Origin of the sequence: Limosilactobacillus reuteri (genome assembly GCF_034259105.1) — a bacterium.
Lineage (GTDB): Bacteria > Bacillota > Bacilli > Lactobacillales > Lactobacillaceae > Limosilactobacillus > Limosilactobacillus reuteri_G.
This window is the reverse complement of sequence record NZ_CP139478.1, coordinates 1648262-1666170: the sequence shown is the minus strand read 5'-3', so window position 1 is coordinate 1666170 and position 17909 is coordinate 1648262. Positions and strand designations below refer to the sequence as shown.

The following is a 17909-nucleotide window of genomic DNA, read 5'->3' as shown; positions in this document are numbered from 1 at the left end:
TTCTCTTAGTCTCTATTTTTTACTTAACTTGTTTTAAAATTTGTTTAACGCTTTGGGCCTGAAATTCTTGTTCTGCTTGTGCTGATACTTCTTGGATTTGTTTAGCAGTCATGTTAGGATTCTTGATCATTGCTGCTTGAACCTTTGATGTAACAAAAGCGCGTCCTTGTTCTGCTGCTTGTGATTGTAATTTGGCTCCCATAGCAGATTTAGCAACTTTGGCAAGTTTAGCAGCCTGACTTGTTGTGAGTTTAACATACATTCGTGGATATTCTAACACGTTAGTTCTCTTAACCAATGTATTGTCCATTCCTGACCATGCATATAGGACTTTATAAAAATCATTACGATATTGCCAACATGTCTCAGTTGTTACGAGCTGAGGGGTAGTAGAACCATTAGTCCATTTAATCCGACTAGTGGTATATTCGTTTGCTTGGGTATGGTTAGGCGTTTTTTGTTTAACTTTGGTGTTATAAATATAAACATCATCACGGCCGCTTTTACCAACCGGTTGGTAAATTGCCAGGGGCATTGAGGAATTTGAAGCAGAGTAAATCCGCTTGGTGGTTGTTGTCGTAACTTTTTGCATTCCAAAATGGTGACTGTAATTTAGTGTCATCAAAAGAGTTGAGCCCACAAAAATAATTCCCGTGAGTGTAGCTAAAATAATTCGCAGTTCTTTTTGCTGAATAAACATCATGCAAGCAAAAAAGGCAAGTGCTCCTAGAAAAGTTAGAATAATAACCATTACTTCATCCCTCCTTTATCAGTTGGTTCTACAATGTCTTCGCTATCAAGGCGGAGGTGAATTCCATTACCACTTGTAACAAAGAATGTAAGGAATAAACCAATGAGTGAGAAGGCGATTGCGAACCAGAATGCTGCATGGTACCCCATCAAAGTAGCATTAAACATCTTTGCTTTATATTGCAATGGGGATTGTGTCAGCAGTGAATGAGCAGGTCGATTGCTATTAGTAATATTTGTCAAAACAGAGATCATGATCGCTGTTCCCACAGAAGTAGCGACTTGACGAATGGTATTGTTAACAGCTGTACCGTGCGAGATTAAATTGTAAGGAAGAGAATTCATTCCCGCCGTAGTAACTGGCATCATTACCATTGAAATACCAAACATTCGGACTGCATATAAGAAGACAATATAAATAGTTGGGGTATCACGAGTAATAAAGGCAAAAGGAATTGTTCCAACAGTTAAGATAAACATTCCCGTAAAGGCTAAGCGTTTAGCACCATGACGGTCAAATAAATTCCCAGTAACTGGGCTCATGATTCCCATGAAAAGAGCCCCAAATAAAAGGGTAAGACCTGAATGGAAGGCGGACATTCCATGAATAATTTGAAGGTAAAGAGGAATGACGAATTCCACCCCAACCATTGCCATCATTACAATTGAACTAAGGATGGTTGCGAGGGAGAATTCTTTGCTTTCGAAGACCTTGAATTCAAGGAATGGATCGTCTAGCTTGTTTTGACGCATGATTAGAATTCCAACTAAAATCACCCCAATGATAATGGCTGAAAGGACAACTGGATCTGTCCAACCCTTATCACCGACACTTGAGAATCCATAAAGCATGCTCCCAAATCCTAATGTTGAAATAACAACAGAAAGCCAGTCAAGATGCGGCTTTTTATTAGGAATAACATTCTTAACTGTAAAAAAACTAACAATAATAACTAAAGCAGTAATGGGGGCGATCATTCCGAAAAGCCACCGCCAGCTATAACTATCGATAACCCATCCAGATAGAGCCGGACCGATTGCTGGGGCTAATCCAATAACTAAGCCGTTTACTCCCATTGCAGCGCCACGTTTCTCAGGAGGATAAACAGTCAGCATAATATTTTGCATTAGGGGCATGTTAATTCCTACTCCGACCGCTTGGATAAGACGACCGACTAATAAAACGGCAAACGATGGAGCAATCCATGCTAAGATTGTTCCAACTTCAAAGGTTGACATAGCAATGATAAAAAGACTCTTAGTATTAAAACGACTGGTTAAATAGGCACTTACGGGGATCATAATCCCATTAACCATTAAGAAACCAGTAGTTAACCATTGAACGGTGGCGGTACTAATATTAAAAGCATCCATTAATGCGGGAAAGGCTGTTGAAAGAATAGTTTGGTTTAAAATGGTACAAAAAGCTCCAATTAATAAGACAAAGATCATTAAGGAACGATTATAAGTTTGACCATTAATATCAACAGGTTGTTGCTCTTGATTCACTAATAGAATCCTCCTTTACGTTTTTTACAATGTGAAAAACATAATACTATTCGATATCTTTGTCAAATTATTTGACAAAGATATCGAATTTTTGGTAATTTATGATTGAAATATACACTTTGGAGGAAAATAATGGATCCGCTTTCTGAAAAAATTAGAAAAATGATCGCTAGTAAACAATTAAAGATTAGTATGAGTGAAGTAGCACGTGTAACTGGTGTCTCTACTAGTCAACTAAGATATTGGGAGAAAAAGGGTTATATTAAATCGGAACAAGATGAGCAGAATAAAAATCACTATTTTAGTTTTCCAACAATTTTTCAGGTATTAACGATTAAAGTATTTTTGGATCAAGGTTTTACTTTAGCGATGGCTGTAAAAAAGGAACGAAAACGGCGCGAGCTTCATAAGATTTTTACCCGTTTTATTACTGATGGCATCAAAGAAGTAGAACAAACCGGGGAAGATAGTGGAGAAGTTAAGCTGGGCTCATTAGCTGAAGATTCCACAAAAGAAGTATATGCAGTGATTGATGGTGATAAGACCAGTCTTCGTATTCGGGATCGGAAAGAAAATTAACGGATAATAAACTTTGTGTTAAGGTTAAAATGTAGAGGATAACCAAAGTAAATTAATTTGAGAAAGGAAGAATAACAATTGGCTACAACAGGTTTAAGTTATAGTGAGTTAAGCGGGGATGCTAAAGAAGTTGCCCTTAATTCATTTATTAATTTTTATGTTGATCAATATCGTAGGGGTAGCTTAGAAATCCTTAGCTCACAAGTATCAAATGAACTAATAGCTACAATTAATCAAATCTTGCGCGATAATGCGTTTATGGGTCATCAAGAATTAGTTAATGTAAGCACGCGGCTAAGTAAGCCAGCCTATCAAAAAATTTTAGCCGCGTTGCCTAATGTTAAATTTCATGAAGATGGGGAACCGGTTGTTGATTGGATGAAGGCTTGGGAACGAAAAGAGGAACAGCTACCAGAAGAAGATTAGAAAAGCAACTAGTGGGATTTAAAAAGGAAGGTGGCTGGGAGAAAACTTTTGTTTTCTCTCAGCCTCAACTGCTTTTATGAACAGTAGTAAGATAACGTGGAAATTAACTACAAGGCTCGAGGCTAAGTCCGAATGATAGTTAGCCCGTGTTAGCCCACCGCCTTGTCGAGGAAGTTAATTTCCACTCACAACCTTCTTTTTTAATCAAAGAATCAGGCAATTACTACCTTCAATTTTGTAGATGTGGTAAAATAATAGTTAGTTTTACGTACGGATTAAATAATTAAGATTAAGTGCCAATAATAAAATGAATATTAATAACCGACCTTGCCAAAACAAAGCGGTTCTTTTGGCTTACTTAAATTCCGTTAATTAACATGATAAAAAATCTATAAAAGGAAAGGTATTATGACAAAATTAAAGATTAAAAACAATGAAGTTGCCTTTTACGCCATGGGTGGTCTTGGTGAAATTGGTAAAAATATGTATTGTGTACAATTCCAAGATGAAATTATTGTTATTGACTGTGGAGTCTTATTCGCCGAGGATGAATTGCTAGGGGTGGATTACGTAATTCAAAACTATGATTACCTCATTGAAAATAAAGATAAGATTAAGGGAATCTTTATCACACACGGTCACGAAGACCACATTGGAGGATTACCATTCTTCTTACAAAAGGTCAATGCGCCTATTTATGCTGGACCTTTTGCAATGTCATTAATTAAAGGGAAATTGGAAGGAAAACACTTGCTAAGAAATGCTGAATTGCATGAAATTAATGAATTTGATGAAGTTCATTTTAAGAAGTTATGGGTGAGTTTCTTCCGTACAACCCACTCAATTCCTGACACCCTGGGGATTGCCGTTCATACTCCTCAAGGAACAATTGTCCAGACTGGTGACTTTAAGTTTGACTTGACACCAGTTGGCAATTTACCCGGGCCTAACCTTCAACAAATGGCTAAATTAGGGGATGATGGGGTTCTCCTCCTAACATCAGATAGTACAAACGCTGAACGACCAGAATTTACAAAGTCTGAACGCTGGGTTAATATTCATATTCGCCGGATCTTTGAACGAATTAAGGGACGCATTATCTTTGCTTCATTTGCATCTAATGTTTATCGGTTGCGTGAAGCATCTGATGCCGCGATTGCTCAAGGCCGAAAGATTGCAGTTTTTGGTCGCAGTATGGAAAATGCAATCACTGCTGGTCAAGAATTAGGTTACCTTAATATTCCTAAAGATTCGCTTATTGACCAAAATGAAATTAACAATTACCCACCAGAGAAAGTATTGATCATGTGTACTGGATCGCAGGGTGAACCAATGGCAGCCCTTAGTCGGATTGCTAATGGTACTCACCGTCAAATTACTATTCAGCCAGAAGATACAGTTGTCTTCTCTAGTAACCCAATTCCAGGAAATACTACTAGTGTTAATGCCCTTATCAATAAGCTTGAAGAAAGCGGGGCTAACGTAATTCATGGATATGTTAGTAATATCCACACATCAGGACACGGTGGTCAAGTCGATGAAGAATTTATGCTACGGTTAATGAAGCCTAAGTTCTTCGCGCCGGTTCACGGTGAATACCGAATGCAAAAAATTCACACCAAGTTAGCTGAGATGACTGGTGTGCCAGAGGAAAATAGCTTTGTTCTTGCAAATGGGGATGTTTTAGCTCTTACGAAAGATTCTTGTCGAGTAGCGGACCATATTGATAGTGTTAGTGATGTTTATATTGATGGTCGTGATGCGGGAGATACGGTTGGAAATCCAGAAATTCGCGAACGGCGCTTACTTTCAGAAGAAGGTGTCGTAACAGCGATTGCGGTTGTTGACTTAAAGGATTATCAAATTGTTGCGGGGCCTGATATTGTTTCGCGTGGCTTTGTTTATATGCATGAGTCACAAGAGCTGATTAAGGCAGCCAATCATGAAGTATTCTGGGCAATCCTTAATACATTTAAGAATCACAAACACATTGATCAACGGGTATTAAACCGGACAATTATCAGTCGTTTGCAAAAATTGCTTTATGATCGCACTGGTCGTCGCCCTGTGATTATTCCGATGGTGACAATCTTGAACGGCAATAATCGTTCAGAAAATCAACACTATCGTCGACCAAACAATAAAAATAATCAAGCACATAAAAACGAACGACAAAATAATCATTCCTAGCGGAAATCTCAGCAACATTCTAAAAAGAAGAATGGTAAAGAGAAACAACCAGTTGCAACTGGAAACACAAAATAAACAATAAAAGAACTTGCGGTTTTTTTGCCTGCAAGTTCTTTTGTGGTTTAAACTAAAAAAAGAAGATTTGTTCTTAAAACTAAGGAGATTGTTTGGTATGATCATATTTAGCAATTATTTTATATTTCCCAGAGAGGATGAGGAAAAATGACCGGAAACGATTATCTAAGGATCTGGTACCGGGTTCAAATTGGGGCGACCCTGGTCATTTTAGCGATGATGATGATTCGTAATTATGAATTTAATCGTCAGACCGATGCATTAGCATTATTGATCATGGTTACTATTTTAGGAATTGGTTTAATCTTTGAACTCTTGCCTAATGTGTCCTTACTAGTTAAGAAGTTAAATGCATGGCTGCAGGTAATTGCCCAGCCGATAATTTTAGTGTTTGCCTGGGATGTAATGGTTCGAGAAATTATTGTTCTATTACATTTACCATCCCGGGGCGTTGTGACAATGATGATTTTTTATTACTTTATAATGTTTGCACCATTTGCAAGCGTAATTGGTGAATTCATGCATTGGAGCATCGAACGACTAATCTTTATTGCCTGGTTAGCTCAGGTGGTTTTCATGCCATTGATTGCCTTACCAATAGACTTGGTTGATAATCACTTCTTATTATTAGCATTATCCACTGGTGCAGTTGGCGCAGTTGCTTTCTTTATTCTTACGACAACTGTTATGCGGACGTGGCATTTATCATGGCCAGGATTAAAACCACATTGGAGCGGTGATTTTAATTGGGGGATATTTGCTGGATTAGTTGTTGTTGATATTATCTTTATGGCCTTAAATACGGGAGAAATGCCAAGACTCCACCGTGCTAATTGGGATTTTACCCTTTCAGCATTTGAAGCTGCGGTAATGGAAGAGACCTTGTTCCGTTTCGCTATTCTGGGCATCTTATTCTATGCTTGGCGCAATGTCAAGCAACGCCTTCCGTTAGCATTGGCAACGAGCTCAATTTTATTCGGAATTGTTCATCTTACCAACTATGGCCCTCAAGAATGGTCAATGACTGTTTTGCAAGCAGTTAGTGCAGCCGGTATTGGACTATTTTTTGCAACTGTTTATGTTTATACTGGTCAATTGTGGTTAGCAATGTTAATGCACTTCTTATTAGATTGGACGGCATTTATTGCTTCTGATTCAACGTTGATGACTGGCAAAGTAACAGTTCAGGATTGGATTGGGACGGGAATTGAATTAGTAGTATTTATTGGAATTGCCGTTTGGATGATGTTTGGACAACGACGTCAAGTGATGGAACGACATGTTAATCGCTTAACGGGAGAGCATCAACGGTTTGATTTTATGATTCAGCATTAAAAAATGGCAAGATTAGAAAAAGTTTTCTAGTCTCGCCGTTTTTAATACTCAGGCAATGTGTTTATGCAAATAACGTGCAAACAATGATAATGAGTAGCAGACAATAAAGTATAGGACTGCTAAAGCAACGAACATTGGAATAATATAATTTGTGTTTTGACCATAGATGATCTGGGCGTGGTACATTAACTCTGGCAAGACAATAATTGTTGCTAGTGATGTATCCTTGACCAACGAAATGAACTGGCTAACGAGGGCCGGCATCATATTCTTAATCGCCTGTGGTAAGACAATAATTCGTAAAGCTTGCCACTTAGATAATCCGTTAGCTAATGCCCCTTCTGTTTGCCCATAATCAATCGAATTTATTCCTGAGCGAACAATTTCAGCAACCATTGCCGATTCGAAAATTGAAAGCGCCATAATTGCAGCTGGAATAATTTCTGGTTTAATTCCGATATTCGGGAGACCAAAGTAGGTGAAGAAAATTATTAGCAGGAGGGGAAGGTTACGGATAATATCGATAATGAACCCGACAATTGCTGATAAGTATTTGATGTTAGCGTAACGAATAATTCCGAGAAAAGTTCCCAAAATAAAGCTGATTATAATTGAAATTACGGAAACTTCAATTGTAATCCAAAGCCCTTCTAGGAGGAAACGGATATTAATCCATGAATACGCGTCAATAAAGTTTTGCATTGATCATCCCTCCTAGGCCAATTTCTTTTCAAGGTGTCGCATATAATAACTCAACGGAAGCGTGATGATGAGGTACATGATACCGACAATGAAATACGTGGGCATAGTTGCTAAGGTATCGTTTGCAATTAAATTTCCTTGGTACATAAGATCAAAGCCAGCAACAAAGGCAAGAACCGATGAGTTTTTAACCAAATTGATAAATTGATTACCGAGTGGTGGAATAACAACGCGAAATGCTTGTGGTAAAACAATGTAGCGCATCGCTTGTCCATAAGTAAGTCCATTAGCAAGGGCTCCTTCCATTTGGCCAGGATCAATTGAATTAATTCCAGCGCGTACGGTCTCAGCAATAAAGGCGGACGTATAAAGCGTTAAGCCAATTGTTCCCGCAGTAAATCCATTAATTTTAACAATATACATTGGAATGATCAGGAAAAAAGCCATTGTAATTACCAATAATGGGATATTACGAAAGACCTCTACATAGACATGACCAATTATTTTAACAACACGGTGTTGCGAAATCTCAAGAAGAGCAAAAAAGGTTCCGATAATGAGGCTCCCAATTAATGCGATAAGGCTACACAGAATAGTATTCCAGAGGCCGGTTAAAAGGGGATGCCACTCATTTATAATTAAATTTAACATTAGCGTTTCATCTCCTGATAATTAAATCCTTTAACATTCCCAAACCATTTAAGAAGAAGACGGTTGTAAGTACCATCCTTTTCAACTTCTCTTAACGCCCAGTTTAATTTATTACGGAAGCGCGCTTGGTTTTTGTTAACGGCGATTCCATAAGGTTCTTTAGTAAAGTTACCACCGACAACTTCATAGCCTGGATTTTCAGCTGCCATCCCATAGAGAATCCCATTATCAGTGGTAAGGGCATCTCCCTGCTTGGATTTAAGGGCAGTCATTGCTTGAGCGTAGTCAGATAATTGAAGGACGCGTGCTTTAGGAGCAAACTTCGCAACGTTTTTAACTGAATTTGATCCAGAAACACCAAGAATTACAGCGCCTCGGCGATTTAAATCGCTGATGTTTTTGATCGGACTTCCCTTTTTAACTAGGAGAGATTGACCAGCATCAAAGTAAGAATGGGTAAAATCAACTTGCTTTTCTCGCTCAGGAGTGATCGTCATGGTTGCCATAATCGCATCAATATTACCGTTTTTTAGGAGTGGTACCCGGGTTCCGCTAGTTACAGGAACAAAAATTGGTTTTCCCTGTGGGCCGAGGATCTTTTTTGTAATAGCTGTTGCGAGGTCAATTTCAAATCCTTCTAGCTTCCCTGTCCGGATATTTTCCAGTCCAAAGAGACGAGTATCTGCTTTTACTCCCCAGGTAATTCGTTGACTACGCATATCCTCAGTCAGGACATCCTTTTTTGCAATTGAAGTACCACAGGCAGAAAGGGTAAGGAGGGTGATAAAGAGGAGGGCGCTAAGACTAAGTAATCGCCAATACTTTTTCATTGTTATACCTCCTTAGTGCCCACTGATTTTACTCATGAATTTACGAGCACGCTCTGTAGAAGGCTGATCACCAAAGAATTTTTTGGTTGAATCATCTTCTAAGATTCGTCCATCTGCCATAAAAATAACCCGGTCAGCAACTGCCCGTGCAAAGCCCATTTCGTGGGTCACTACTAACATTGTCATGTTGGAGTTTTTAGCGATATCTTTCATAACGTCTAAAACATCATCAATCATTTCCGGATCGAGCGCACTTGTTGGTTCATCGAACAGGAGGCATTTAGGCTTCATAGCCAGACTGCGGGCAATCGCAATTCGTTGTTTTTGCCCTCCAGATAGCTGAGCAGGCATACTTTCAGCCTTATTTGCAAGGCCAACTTTATCAAGCAGTTTCATTGCTAACTCACGGTTTTCATCTTCTGGGCGCTTTAATACGATTCGTGGTGCGAGCATGATGTTTTCGATAACACTCTTATTGTTATATAAGTTAAAGTGTTGAAAGACCATCCCAACATCTTTTCGAATTAAATTAACATTGGTCTTCTTATCAGCAAGGTCAAAGCCATTAACGATTAATTGACCGTCTCTAATAGGATCTAAACCATTAACAGTCCGGATTAAACTACTTTTTCCCGAGCCAGATGGCCCAATTAAAACAACTGTTTCACCAGCATCGATTGTTAAATTAATATCTTTTAATGCATGAAACTTGCCATAATATTTTTGTACATTATGAAATTCAATCATTGACATGAAATAATTAACCTCGTTTCGTTATATTATCAAGAAGTAAGTAACTTTTATTATATCGATTGTTCTATAAGTCGTCAAAATGAGAATTGTGTAGAAGTGAATTTGAAAAAATAATTATAAAATTCTTTAATAAATCACTTTTATTTTAGGAAGGCCGAAATAATTATTTACAAAATCGAGATAAGTAGTAACATAAGGAGTGAAGAATATGATTTAACGAAGAGGAGCGAGTAATGCTTCACCGTTAAAGTGTAGAACATAGGGAGGAGAATACTAATGTTGGAAATAAAGCCAAAGAAGTTCAAAAAGATCCTCGTTGGTGTTGACGATGCACCAGATGCCCGTGTCGCTTTTTCATATGCGGTTGACAAGGCGAAACGTGATGGCTCAGCGCTAGGAATTGTCTCAATTCTTGAAACTGACCGGGTAAATGTATATCAGATCTTAGATAAGGATTATGTTCATAGCAGTGAAGACGAATTACGTCAACGAGTAAATGAATATGTCCAAGCAGCGATTGATTACGGTGTTGATCCAGAAAAGATTACGGCAATTGTTGATCGTGGTGAACGGCCGGCTGAGCGGATTTGTAATCACGTTATCCCTGCCTTCCAACCGGATTTATTAGTTGTTGGTTCAATTGGCAAGAAGGGTAACCGTAAGGCAGTTGGTTCCCAGGCATCATACATGGCTCGTCATGCTGGAACATCAGTATTTGTTATTCGGACCAATACTGTTCAGGCTTATGAATAAATAATTTAATTTTTTGAGCTACTGCGTTTTGGCAGTTTACAATTTAAAATAGCAAAGAGGTTGGATTTCCCCAGCCTCTTTTTACATAAAAATATATTTTTTAATGATTCTAAGATAGAATATCATTTGAAGATTATTTGGTTGTTTTTATTCATCCCTATGTTATAATGATTCTAAACTGAAAGAGGGAAGGGATAAATGTGTCCAAGAAAAAGATGTCACTAGCACAAAAGGTAAACGTTCTGCGTGCGAGTGTGATGGGGGCTAATGATGGGATTATTTCAATTGCCGGAATTGTTATCGGGGTGGCAGCGGCAACGAGTAATGCCCGTTCCATCTTAATCGCAGGTTTGTCCGGAACACTTGCCGGTATGATTTCAATGTGTATGGGGGAGTACGTCTCAGTTTCGACCCAAAAGGACTCACAAAAAATGGCTTTGATTAGTGAAAAGCAGCGGCTTCAGAATCAATACCAGCATGAATTTGACTATGTTCAAAAGAAATATGAAGCTCAAGACATCGATCCACAACTAGCTAAGCAAGCGACGAAAGAATTAATGGAAAAAGATGCTTTAGGGAAAGCTGTTCAAGAACGCTATGGCTTTAATCCTAATGAGTTTACAAGCCCATATGCTGCGGCGATTGCTTCTTTTATATCTTTTCCAACCGGTTCAATTTTACCGATGGTGGCGGTTACCGTTTCCCCTGCAAATGTTCGAATCTTAGCAACCGCAATTGCAGTTCTGATTGCCTTGTTAATTACTGGCTATTTTGCGGCAGTTTTAGGAAAATCTAACCGGATTAAGTCAATGATCAGAAATGCAGTTGCTGGATTGTTAACAATGGGGGTTACATACCTGATTGGACAATTATTTGCACGGTAGGGAGATGAGATTAAATGACTATTAAGGTAAAGAAGCAGCAAAAGCAAACAATGGAAGAGAAACTAAATACGTTACGAGCCGGGGTACTAGGTTCAAATGATGGCATTCTAACTGTTGTCGGTGTCCTGGTATCGGTAGCAGCAGCGACAAGTGACCGTTTCACTATCTTCATTGCTGGCTTGTCTGATTTGCTTGCTTGTGCATTTTCAATGGCTTCTGGCGAATATGCCTCTGTATCTACCCAAAAGGATACGGAAAAAGCGGCCGTTGCTCAAGAAGAACAGCTCTTAAAAACCGATTATGAAGGGGAACTTGCAGCAGTAAAAGACTATTATGTAAATAAAGGAGTTACCCCTGAAACATCAATCAAAATTGCTAAAGACCTTCTTAATAAAAAGCCCCTCGAGACGGTTGTTCGGATTAAGTATGATATTGAGCTTGGTCACTATCTGAACCCTTGGGATGCGGCATTTTCTTCTCTTTTTTCAGCAGCTGCTGGAGGCTTGATTCCGTTGATGGCGATGACTTTTGCTCCCGAAGCATATAAGTGGTATGCCGTGATTTTAGCGGTTGCTTTCACTAGTGCCTTAACTGGTTATATCAGTTCTAAGCTTGGTAACGGGCTTGTAAAAGTTGCAGTTATTCGAAATATTATTATTGGTTTGATTACGATTACGATTCACTACGGAGTCGGAAAATTATTTTAATTTATATAAAAAATTAGGAAGCAAGAGGCTGAGTTTTCGCTCAACTTTTTGCTTCCTTTAATTTTAGTCCTGTTTGAAGTCGTTATTAATAACATTTTTTGGCTCTTCGTCAAGAAGTACTGATGAGAAAATAAAATAATTTTACTAAGCAGCTTGTGCCTGGACTTTGGCATGAGCTGTTTGTTTATTTCTCCAGTTTATTGCAATGTAGGTATTTGGTAATGCAAGGAGGATTCTAATTCGGAAATTAAAGAAATTACGAAAGCCATAAGCAGTTCGTTTAATAACTTTAATTTTATTGTTAGTTCCTTCAACGGGACCATTTGTATAGGTATCATATTTAAAACTATTGTAAATTTCTTGTTTATAGCTGCGAAGAGTATGCTGAACTTTTTGCAGTGCTTGGGGAAGCTGCGTCCATTTAATCGCGAGTAAGTTTTTTAATTCTTTCTTGCTACGATGAGCAATCACCAGAATTAAGTTTTGATAGTATTCATAAGCCCTTTTTAGTTCATTATCAAAGCTTAGAAGACGATGAATGACTTCCACATCGGTTAATTGAGCGTAACTAAAGTTACGCCTTGACCAATAATTATCATATTTAAGCTCATTAGCAGGCGTTAGGAGTAATTTCCAAAAGTGCTTAAGTGCACGCCATTTATGAGTGCCAGCACCGGCACGATTCATTACTTGGATCCTAATTTTGTTAAATGCACGATATGCTTGAGCAACAATATGAAAATGATCAGCGATAATTAAAGCGTGGGGGAAAAGCTCATGAATCAAATGGCGGTAAGGAGTGTACAAGTCAACCGTTACTGTTTGAACTGCTAAGCGTGCTGAACGGTCATATCGAAGAAAGTATTTTCGCAGATAGCTATTTTTACGTGACAAGATAATATCAAGCGTCCGCTTATTTTCAATATTCATTAGAATCATACTCATTCCGCTGGGGGCAAAGCGACCAGACTTGAAATCATCAAAGGCAATATGGCGAGGTAACCAATGATAGTTAGGCTTAAAAAACTGATCAAGATTTGTAATGACTCGTCTAATTGTCCAGTCAGAGACATTTAATTCTTTGGCTAAATCACTTTGTGATTCGTTTTTTGTTAGAAGCATCATTGCCCGTTGTTTTATCGCTAAAGAGATATGATTACGATAATGAATATCTTCAACGGCTGCTAATTTAGTAACTACTTCAGGGCAAGAAGAAGAAGCTTTACAGATATATTTTTGCTTTTTAATCGACCAGATTGTTGGCTTAAAGTGAAGCTCTGGTCCCAAGCAATTAACTGTTCTATAGCCATTTTTACACATTAAGTGTCCACATTTTGGGCAATGCATGGGGTAAGTTTGAATAAGATGGACAATGATTTGATTAGGTTGATCTTCAATTGGGTTATCAAAATTCTTTTCATCTAGTTTGAGGTAAGGATCTTTAATTCCTAAGATAGTTTTGATAGAATTGTTCATGAAAGACGGTCCTTTCTTAGCGAAGACGGGGTCCAACCATCTTTCGCTTTTTTATTTTAAATTTTAAACAAATAAAGCCCTGATGTTAAATTCATCAGTACTTAAAATTGTAGAGCCCATTTTTTTCATCAACGGGAGTATTGAATAGTTCTTCATCTTTCCCCCGGTGATATTCTGCCTGAATAGTAACGTGGCAAATTCCGTATTTTTCATGCAAGATCTTTTCTACTTGACTATAGATTCGCTCAACCTGGCTTAGCGGCAAGTCATCACAATTCAGATGGGCAGAAAAAATAATTCGGTGTTCATCCATCATCCATGCATGAACGTGGTGAACAGCTGTAACTCCATCAATCTGTTTTAAATCATTTTCGATGGAATCATAATCAAGATCAGGCGAGGATTGCATGAGGATTTTGATAGTCTGATTAATAATTGGCCAAGCTTCATAAGCAATATAGAGGGCAACCCCGATTGTCAAGGCAGGATCAAGCCATGGTACATTGACAAAGGTAAGAATGATTCCTCCAATGATAACAGCGACAGAAGAGAGCGCGTCACTTAGAATATGGAGATAAGTTGCTTTGACATTTAAGCTGTCTTCGCTGCCAGCATGTAAAAGGGCTGCGGAAATAAAGTTTGCAAGAAGACCAATCACGGCCACGGTTAACATAATGCACCCGTTAATATGCTGGGGATGCTCTAACCGTTTAATAGCTTCAATAATTAAAAAGAAAGAGATAACAATTAAAAAGATACTATTAGTTAATGCTGAGAGGATTTCAGCTCGCCGGTAGCCATAGGTTCGCTGCCGATTCTCTGGCTGTCCCCCAATATGCTGGGCAAAATAGCCTAGTACAATGGAAAGCGAATCTCCCAAGTTATGAAAAGCGTCTGATAGTAAGGCTAAACTTCCAGAGAGGATACCTCCGAGAATTTCAACAATTGTAATTATTATATTTAGGAGGGTAACTGCTAAAAAGCGTTTCCCTGTTACTTTTTCGTCCATGATTTACCTACTCCTCCGTAAAGATCGATTGCGGGTTTATAAAAAGCTTATAACAAAAAAGTTAGGCTTTCCAAACTACACTTTTAATAATATGCTATAATCAATTTGGGTTCAATGTTAATATATAAAAACAGACAATGACCGATCGTAGGCCAAATTTTAATACCCAGAGGTGAAACAATTTGACTCCAATGAAGGAAGACTATCTAAAAATTATTTTTGAATTAGGTGGTAGTCATAAAAAAGTTTCTAATAAAGAGATTTCCCTTGGACTAGGAATTGCCGCTGGATCAGTAACCGAGATGATTTCTAAGTTGGCTGACGAAGGGCTGGTTGTTCATGAACCATATGCCGGTATTTCTTTAACGGAAAAAGGACAAAAGTATGCTGCGGAATTAGTTCGGAAGCATCGTTTATGGGAAACATTTTTAGTAGATAAGCTTCACTATAATTTTGCGGATGTTCATTCCGAAGCGGAAATTCTTGAACATCAGACGAGTGATCGACTAGCAACGGCCTTAGATGCTTTTCTTCAACACCCTGATCATTGTCCGCATGGTGGAGTAATTCCATCAGCTAATGGCAAGTTTCCAGATGTAACGCATCGTTTATTGGCAGATGCTGATGATGGGGAAAAAGTTGAACTAGAACGATTCTTAGATAATCATGAGCTGCTCACTTACTTAGAAGAGTTAGGATTACGACCTCAAGAACAAGTTACTGTAATTCGCCATGAGCCTTTTGAAGGACCAATTGTGATTCAAAAAGAGGATAGCGACCAAGAAATTAATGTTTTATATAAGGCTTCGCATAATATTTTTATTGAACCGGACACAGCTCAAGAAAATAAAGATTAATTATGTAAATGATTATTTATGTGATACAATGGTTTTTGTAGTTTTTTTAAGTGCGGTTGGTTCGATTGTTTCATTGCAAATGGATCTCTTCACCTGAGACGAATTACAAATTATATTAGTGCTTAATGCACAGGAGGATTTCCAACATGGAACAAGGAACTGTTAAATGGTTTAATGACGATAAGGGGTATGGCTTCATTACTCGTGAAAGCGGCGATGACGTGTTTGTTCATTTTTCTGCTATTCAAGGGGATGGCTTTAAGTCATTGAGCGAAGGACAATCTGTTACGTTTGAAGTTGAAGAAGGCGAACGTGGCCTTCAAGCTGCAAATGTAGTTAAAGACTAAATACAAAAAACGACTGGATTTTTCCGGCCGTTTTTTTGTATTGAGCTCCTTATCTAAACAGAGGATAATAATAAATATCTTTGAACAGAGAAGGCGAAAAGATGTTAACAAAACGACGACAAGCACTCGCGCTAAAGACGTGTTTACTAGCGGGGAGACTTTTAATTGAGAATGGATCCAATATGGAACGGGTTAACGATACCTTATTCCGAATGGCAAAAAGCGCTGGACTCCATGACTTTCAGGCCTTTACAACCGTAACTGGTATTGTAGTTGGGACAATTAATGAGCCTGCTGCCCAAGTAATTAATATTCGTCATCGAAAAAATAATTTAAGCAAAATTGCGGATGTCAATGAAGTTTCTCGTGAATTAGCACGGCGCAAAATTGATGTTCCACAAGCATTTGCCAAATTAAAAAAGATTGATCGCCAAAAGATGCCAAGATGGCAAAACTGGTATGAATCATTTGCCGCTGCAATTTTAAGTGGCGCATTGATGATTGTCTTTACAGGCAATGTTGCTGATTCTTGGGGCGGCTTCCTTGCAGGTGGCGTAGGTTATGGGACATTTTCATACCTTTTGCGAAAATTTAAGATTCAGTATTTAGGAGAGTTTTGTTCTTCCTTGATTATAGGTATTTTGGCGGTGATATTTGTTAGAATGCACCTCGCTAATAATATTAATGATATTATTATTGGCGCGGTTATGCCTCTGGTTCCCGGAGTGCCCTTAACTAATGCGGCACGGGATTTAGTTTCAGGAAATTTAATTAGCGGACCCACAAGAGGAATTGAGGCGATCTTAACTGCTGTTTCGATTGGTAGTGCGATTGTAATTGTTTTGCACTTTAATTAGGAGGGTAGGAGATGAATTGGAGTACCCTATTATTACAATTTTTCTTATGTTATGTTTCGACAGTTTGTTTCGGAATCCTCTTAAACATTCCTAAACATGCCTACAATACTGCAGGGATGATTGGCGGAAGCGTATGGGTAATCTATTGGATAATGTATTATTGCAGTGGAATTGGCCTTGCGTTTAGTAATTTAGTTGCTGCAATCTTAATTTCGGTATTAAGTCAGGCAGCAGCTCGGCGAAAACGAATGCCGATTATTGTTTTTAATGTGCCCGCACTAGTTCCATTCGTGCCGGGAGGACAGGCCTATAAAATGGTTCGCAATTTCGCTATTGGCAATTACCACCTTGTTAATGTTTATTTCTACCAGGTAGTTGTCATTGTTGGCGCAATTACGCTTGGCTTTGGGTTAGGAGAACTTTTAAATCGTGTTTTGAACTATCTTCATAAATATTTAATTAAAAAGTCACGATGGAATTTTTGACACTGTGGTATACTCATTTTTGATTAATTAATTTAAGTTAGGAGAATCCTTGATTATGTTTATTGAACGTGATGATCATCGGTGGTGGCGTTTTGCCTTAAGCGGTGGTTTCTTTATTGCATTGATGCTATTAATTATGTTTAATTCGTCAGTGTTAACAATGATTGATGCTGTTTTGCAGTCATTATTTACCAGTCAGCGCCTGGAAGGAATTGGTTGGTTCCATGCTTTGATGAGTTTGCTTTCATTTTTAGCTAAACCAGTCTTAGATTTAGTATGGGTATTTATTATTGCAGGTGTTTTATGGCTGAAGGGTTATCGCATCCCAGCATTATGGTCATTAGGAACGATTTTTGGTGGAGATGTGCTTGGAACAATTATTAAACACATCGTTAAGCGGGTCCGTCCTGCACAACACTTGGCAGCAGATGATGGCTATAGTTTCCCTAGTGGTCACACTTTAGGATTCTTCTTGGTAGTAGCAATTTTATTCTTAATTGTAATTCCGCTTATTCAAAAAGCATCTGTCCGCACAATTTTGCAAATCTTATTAATATTCGCAGTCTTCTTTTTGGCGGTATCGCGGGTATATCTTTATGCTCACTGGCCATTTGATACGATTGGTGCAATGTTATTAGCTTATGCATGGTTACAAGTAGCGGAATGGCTCTATGTCGCTTGGGCACCACGATTGCAACGAATTCCGTTCTTCCGTAGTGTTGAAATTTAATAAT

General features: G+C 38.3%; 20 protein-coding genes. 12 read left to right on the top strand and 8 right to left on the bottom strand.

The annotated features are described in order from the left end of the window. Positions 1-19 precede the first annotated feature (19 nt). Both SH603_RS09355 and SH603_RS09350 read right to left on the bottom strand, forming a co-directional pair. Entirely contained in the window at positions 20-751 is a 732-nt protein-coding gene (locus tag SH603_RS09355) for a DUF4811 domain-containing protein (RefSeq protein WP_321533884.1), read from the bottom strand. Further along, positions 751-2259 carry an MDR family MFS transporter gene (locus SH603_RS09350; protein WP_169472435.1) on the bottom strand — a complete coding sequence of 503 codons (1509 nt, stop codon included), beginning with the start codon at positions 2257-2259 and terminating at the stop codon, positions 751-753. Before SH603_RS09350 ends, SH603_RS09355 begins: the two co-directional genes overlap by 1 nt. Positions 2260-2391: 132 nt before the next feature. Between SH603_RS09350 and SH603_RS09345 the strand changes: the two genes are divergently transcribed. From SH603_RS09345 to SH603_RS09330, 4 genes are all read left to right on the top strand, one after another. After that, the gene (locus SH603_RS09345) at positions 2392-2838 is read left to right on the top strand and encodes a MerR family transcriptional regulator (RefSeq protein ID WP_113897319.1); all 447 of its coding nucleotides are present in this window, start codon (positions 2392-2394) and stop codon (positions 2836-2838) included. Positions 2839-2916: 78 nt separating this feature from the next. Then, complete coding sequence (locus SH603_RS09340; RefSeq protein ID WP_169477957.1) at positions 2917-3264, top strand: DUF3368 domain-containing protein; 348 nt, start codon at positions 2917-2919, stop codon at positions 3262-3264. A gap of 408 nt (positions 3265-3672) precedes the next feature. After that, positions 3673-5454 carry a ribonuclease J1 gene (rnjA, locus tag SH603_RS09335; RefSeq protein ID WP_321533883.1) on the top strand — a complete coding sequence of 594 codons (1782 nt, stop codon included), beginning with the start codon at positions 3673-3675 and terminating at the stop codon, positions 5452-5454. A gap of 222 nt (positions 5455-5676) precedes the next feature. Beyond that, on the top strand, positions 5677-6864 hold the full coding sequence (locus SH603_RS09330; RefSeq protein ID WP_169472432.1) for a CPBP family intramembrane glutamic endopeptidase: 1188 nt from the start codon (positions 5677-5679) through the stop codon (positions 6862-6864). A 48-nt stretch (positions 6865-6912) separates the two neighbouring features. Here the strand turns inward: SH603_RS09330 and SH603_RS09325 are convergent, their stop codons facing one another. Genes SH603_RS09325 through SH603_RS09310 form a run of 4 tightly spaced genes read right to left on the bottom strand, consistent with a single transcriptional unit; the run spans position 6913 to position 9800 of the window. Then, positions 6913-7566: an amino acid ABC transporter permease gene (locus SH603_RS09325; protein ID WP_113897323.1), complete on the bottom strand. Its 654-nt coding sequence runs from the start codon at positions 7564-7566 to the stop codon at positions 6913-6915. Positions 7567-7578: 12 nt separating this feature from the next. After that, complete coding sequence (locus SH603_RS09320) at positions 7579-8217, bottom strand: amino acid ABC transporter permease (protein WP_003664618.1); 639 nt, start codon at positions 8215-8217, stop codon at positions 7579-7581. Beyond that, the gene (locus SH603_RS09315; protein WP_169472431.1) at positions 8217-9047 is read right to left on the bottom strand and encodes a transporter substrate-binding domain-containing protein; all 831 of its coding nucleotides are present in this window, start codon (positions 9045-9047) and stop codon (positions 8217-8219) included. The genes SH603_RS09320 and SH603_RS09315 overlap by 1 nt, the downstream gene beginning before the upstream one ends. Positions 9048-9059: 12 nt before the next feature. Further along, a complete protein-coding gene (locus SH603_RS09310; RefSeq protein WP_318635927.1) occupies positions 9060-9800 on the bottom strand; it encodes an amino acid ABC transporter ATP-binding protein in 741 nt (246 codons plus the stop codon). Positions 9801-10076: 276 nt separating this feature from the next. Here SH603_RS09310 and SH603_RS09305 point away from each other — a divergent pair, with 276 nt between their 5' ends. From SH603_RS09305 to SH603_RS09295, 3 genes are all read left to right on the top strand, one after another. Next, on the top strand, positions 10077-10553 hold the full coding sequence (locus tag SH603_RS09305) for a universal stress protein (protein WP_321533882.1): 477 nt from the start codon (positions 10077-10079) through the stop codon (positions 10551-10553). Positions 10554-10753: 200 nt separating this feature from the next. Next, a complete protein-coding gene (locus tag SH603_RS09300) occupies positions 10754-11437 on the top strand; it encodes a VIT1/CCC1 transporter family protein (protein ID WP_169472429.1) in 684 nt (227 codons plus the stop codon). A gap of 14 nt (positions 11438-11451) precedes the next feature. Then, positions 11452-12144 (top strand): VIT1/CCC1 transporter family protein, encoded by a 693-nt coding sequence (locus tag SH603_RS09295; RefSeq protein WP_169470898.1) that lies wholly within the window; start codon positions 11452-11454, stop codon positions 12142-12144. Between the two features lie 144 nt (positions 12145-12288). On the opposite strand, the gene SH603_RS09290 is transcribed toward SH603_RS09295, so the two are convergent. Together SH603_RS09290 and SH603_RS09285 are read right to left on the bottom strand one after the other, a co-directional pair. Further along, positions 12289-13620, bottom strand: coding sequence for an ISL3 family transposase (locus tag SH603_RS09290; RefSeq protein WP_321533637.1), 1332 nt, complete (start codon positions 13618-13620; stop codon positions 12289-12291). Positions 13621-13714: 94 nt separating this feature from the next. Next, positions 13715-14629: a cation diffusion facilitator family transporter gene (locus SH603_RS09285; RefSeq protein WP_321533881.1), complete on the bottom strand. Its 915-nt coding sequence runs from the start codon at positions 14627-14629 to the stop codon at positions 13715-13717. Positions 14630-14811: 182 nt separating this feature from the next. Between SH603_RS09285 and SH603_RS09280 the strand changes: the two genes are divergently transcribed. The 5 genes from SH603_RS09280 to SH603_RS09260 all read left to right on the top strand — a co-directional run bounded on the left by SH603_RS09280 (position 14812) and on the right by SH603_RS09260 (position 17905). Continuing rightward, positions 14812-15486, top strand: a complete 675-nt coding sequence (locus SH603_RS09280) for a metal-dependent transcriptional regulator (RefSeq protein ID WP_321533880.1) — start codon at positions 14812-14814, stop codon at positions 15484-15486. A 146-nt stretch (positions 15487-15632) separates the two neighbouring features. Further along, entirely contained in the window at positions 15633-15833 is a 201-nt protein-coding gene (locus tag SH603_RS09275) for a cold-shock protein (RefSeq protein ID WP_153700620.1), read from the top strand. 101 nt (positions 15834-15934) lie between these two features. Continuing rightward, positions 15935-16690, top strand: coding sequence for a threonine/serine exporter family protein (locus SH603_RS09270; protein WP_153700619.1), 756 nt, complete (start codon positions 15935-15937; stop codon positions 16688-16690). An 11-nt stretch (positions 16691-16701) separates the two neighbouring features. Next, positions 16702-17175, top strand: coding sequence for a threonine/serine exporter family protein (locus SH603_RS09265; RefSeq protein WP_169472427.1), 474 nt, complete (start codon positions 16702-16704; stop codon positions 17173-17175). Between the two features lie 55 nt (positions 17176-17230). Beyond that, positions 17231-17905, top strand: a complete 675-nt coding sequence (locus tag SH603_RS09260) for a phosphatase PAP2 family protein (protein WP_019252701.1) — start codon at positions 17231-17233, stop codon at positions 17903-17905. Positions 17906-17909: the final 4 nt, after the last annotated feature.

Coding starts and splice junctions, on each gene's coding strand:
- SH603_RS09355 (WP_321533884.1), bottom strand. CDS start 751: ATGGTTATTATTCTAACTTTTCTAGGAGCACTTGCCTTTTTTGCTTGC.
- SH603_RS09345 (WP_113897319.1), top strand. CDS start 2,392: ATGGATCCGCTTTCTGAAAAAATTAGAAAAATGATCGCTAGTAAACAA.
- rnjA (WP_321533883.1), top strand. CDS start 3,673: ATGACAAAATTAAAGATTAAAAACAATGAAGTTGCCTTTTACGCCATG.
- SH603_RS09330 (WP_169472432.1), top strand. CDS start 5,677: ATGACCGGAAACGATTATCTAAGGATCTGGTACCGGGTTCAAATTGGG.
- SH603_RS09325 (WP_113897323.1), bottom strand. CDS start 7,566: ATGCAAAACTTTATTGACGCGTATTCATGGATTAATATCCGTTTCCTC.
- SH603_RS09320 (WP_003664618.1), bottom strand. CDS start 8,217: ATGTTAAATTTAATTATAAATGAGTGGCATCCCCTTTTAACCGGCCTC.
- SH603_RS09315 (WP_169472431.1), bottom strand. CDS start 9,047: ATGAAAAAGTATTGGCGATTACTTAGTCTTAGCGCCCTCCTCTTTATC.
- SH603_RS09310 (WP_318635927.1), bottom strand. CDS start 9,800: ATGTCAATGATTGAATTTCATAATGTACAAAAATATTATGGCAAGTTT.
- SH603_RS09305 (WP_321533882.1), top strand. CDS start 10,077: ATGTTGGAAATAAAGCCAAAGAAGTTCAAAAAGATCCTCGTTGGTGTT.
- SH603_RS09295 (WP_169470898.1), top strand. CDS start 11,452: ATGACTATTAAGGTAAAGAAGCAGCAAAAGCAAACAATGGAAGAGAAA.
- SH603_RS09290 (WP_321533637.1), bottom strand. CDS start 13,620: ATGAACAATTCTATCAAAACTATCTTAGGAATTAAAGATCCTTACCTC.
- SH603_RS09285 (WP_321533881.1), bottom strand. CDS start 14,629: ATGGACGAAAAAGTAACAGGGAAACGCTTTTTAGCAGTTACCCTCCTA.
- SH603_RS09275 (WP_153700620.1), top strand. CDS start 15,633: ATGGAACAAGGAACTGTTAAATGGTTTAATGACGATAAGGGGTATGGC.
- SH603_RS09270 (WP_153700619.1), top strand. CDS start 15,935: ATGTTAACAAAACGACGACAAGCACTCGCGCTAAAGACGTGTTTACTA.
- SH603_RS09265 (WP_169472427.1), top strand. CDS start 16,702: ATGAATTGGAGTACCCTATTATTACAATTTTTCTTATGTTATGTTTCG.
- SH603_RS09260 (WP_019252701.1), top strand. CDS start 17,231: ATGTTTATTGAACGTGATGATCATCGGTGGTGGCGTTTTGCCTTAAGC.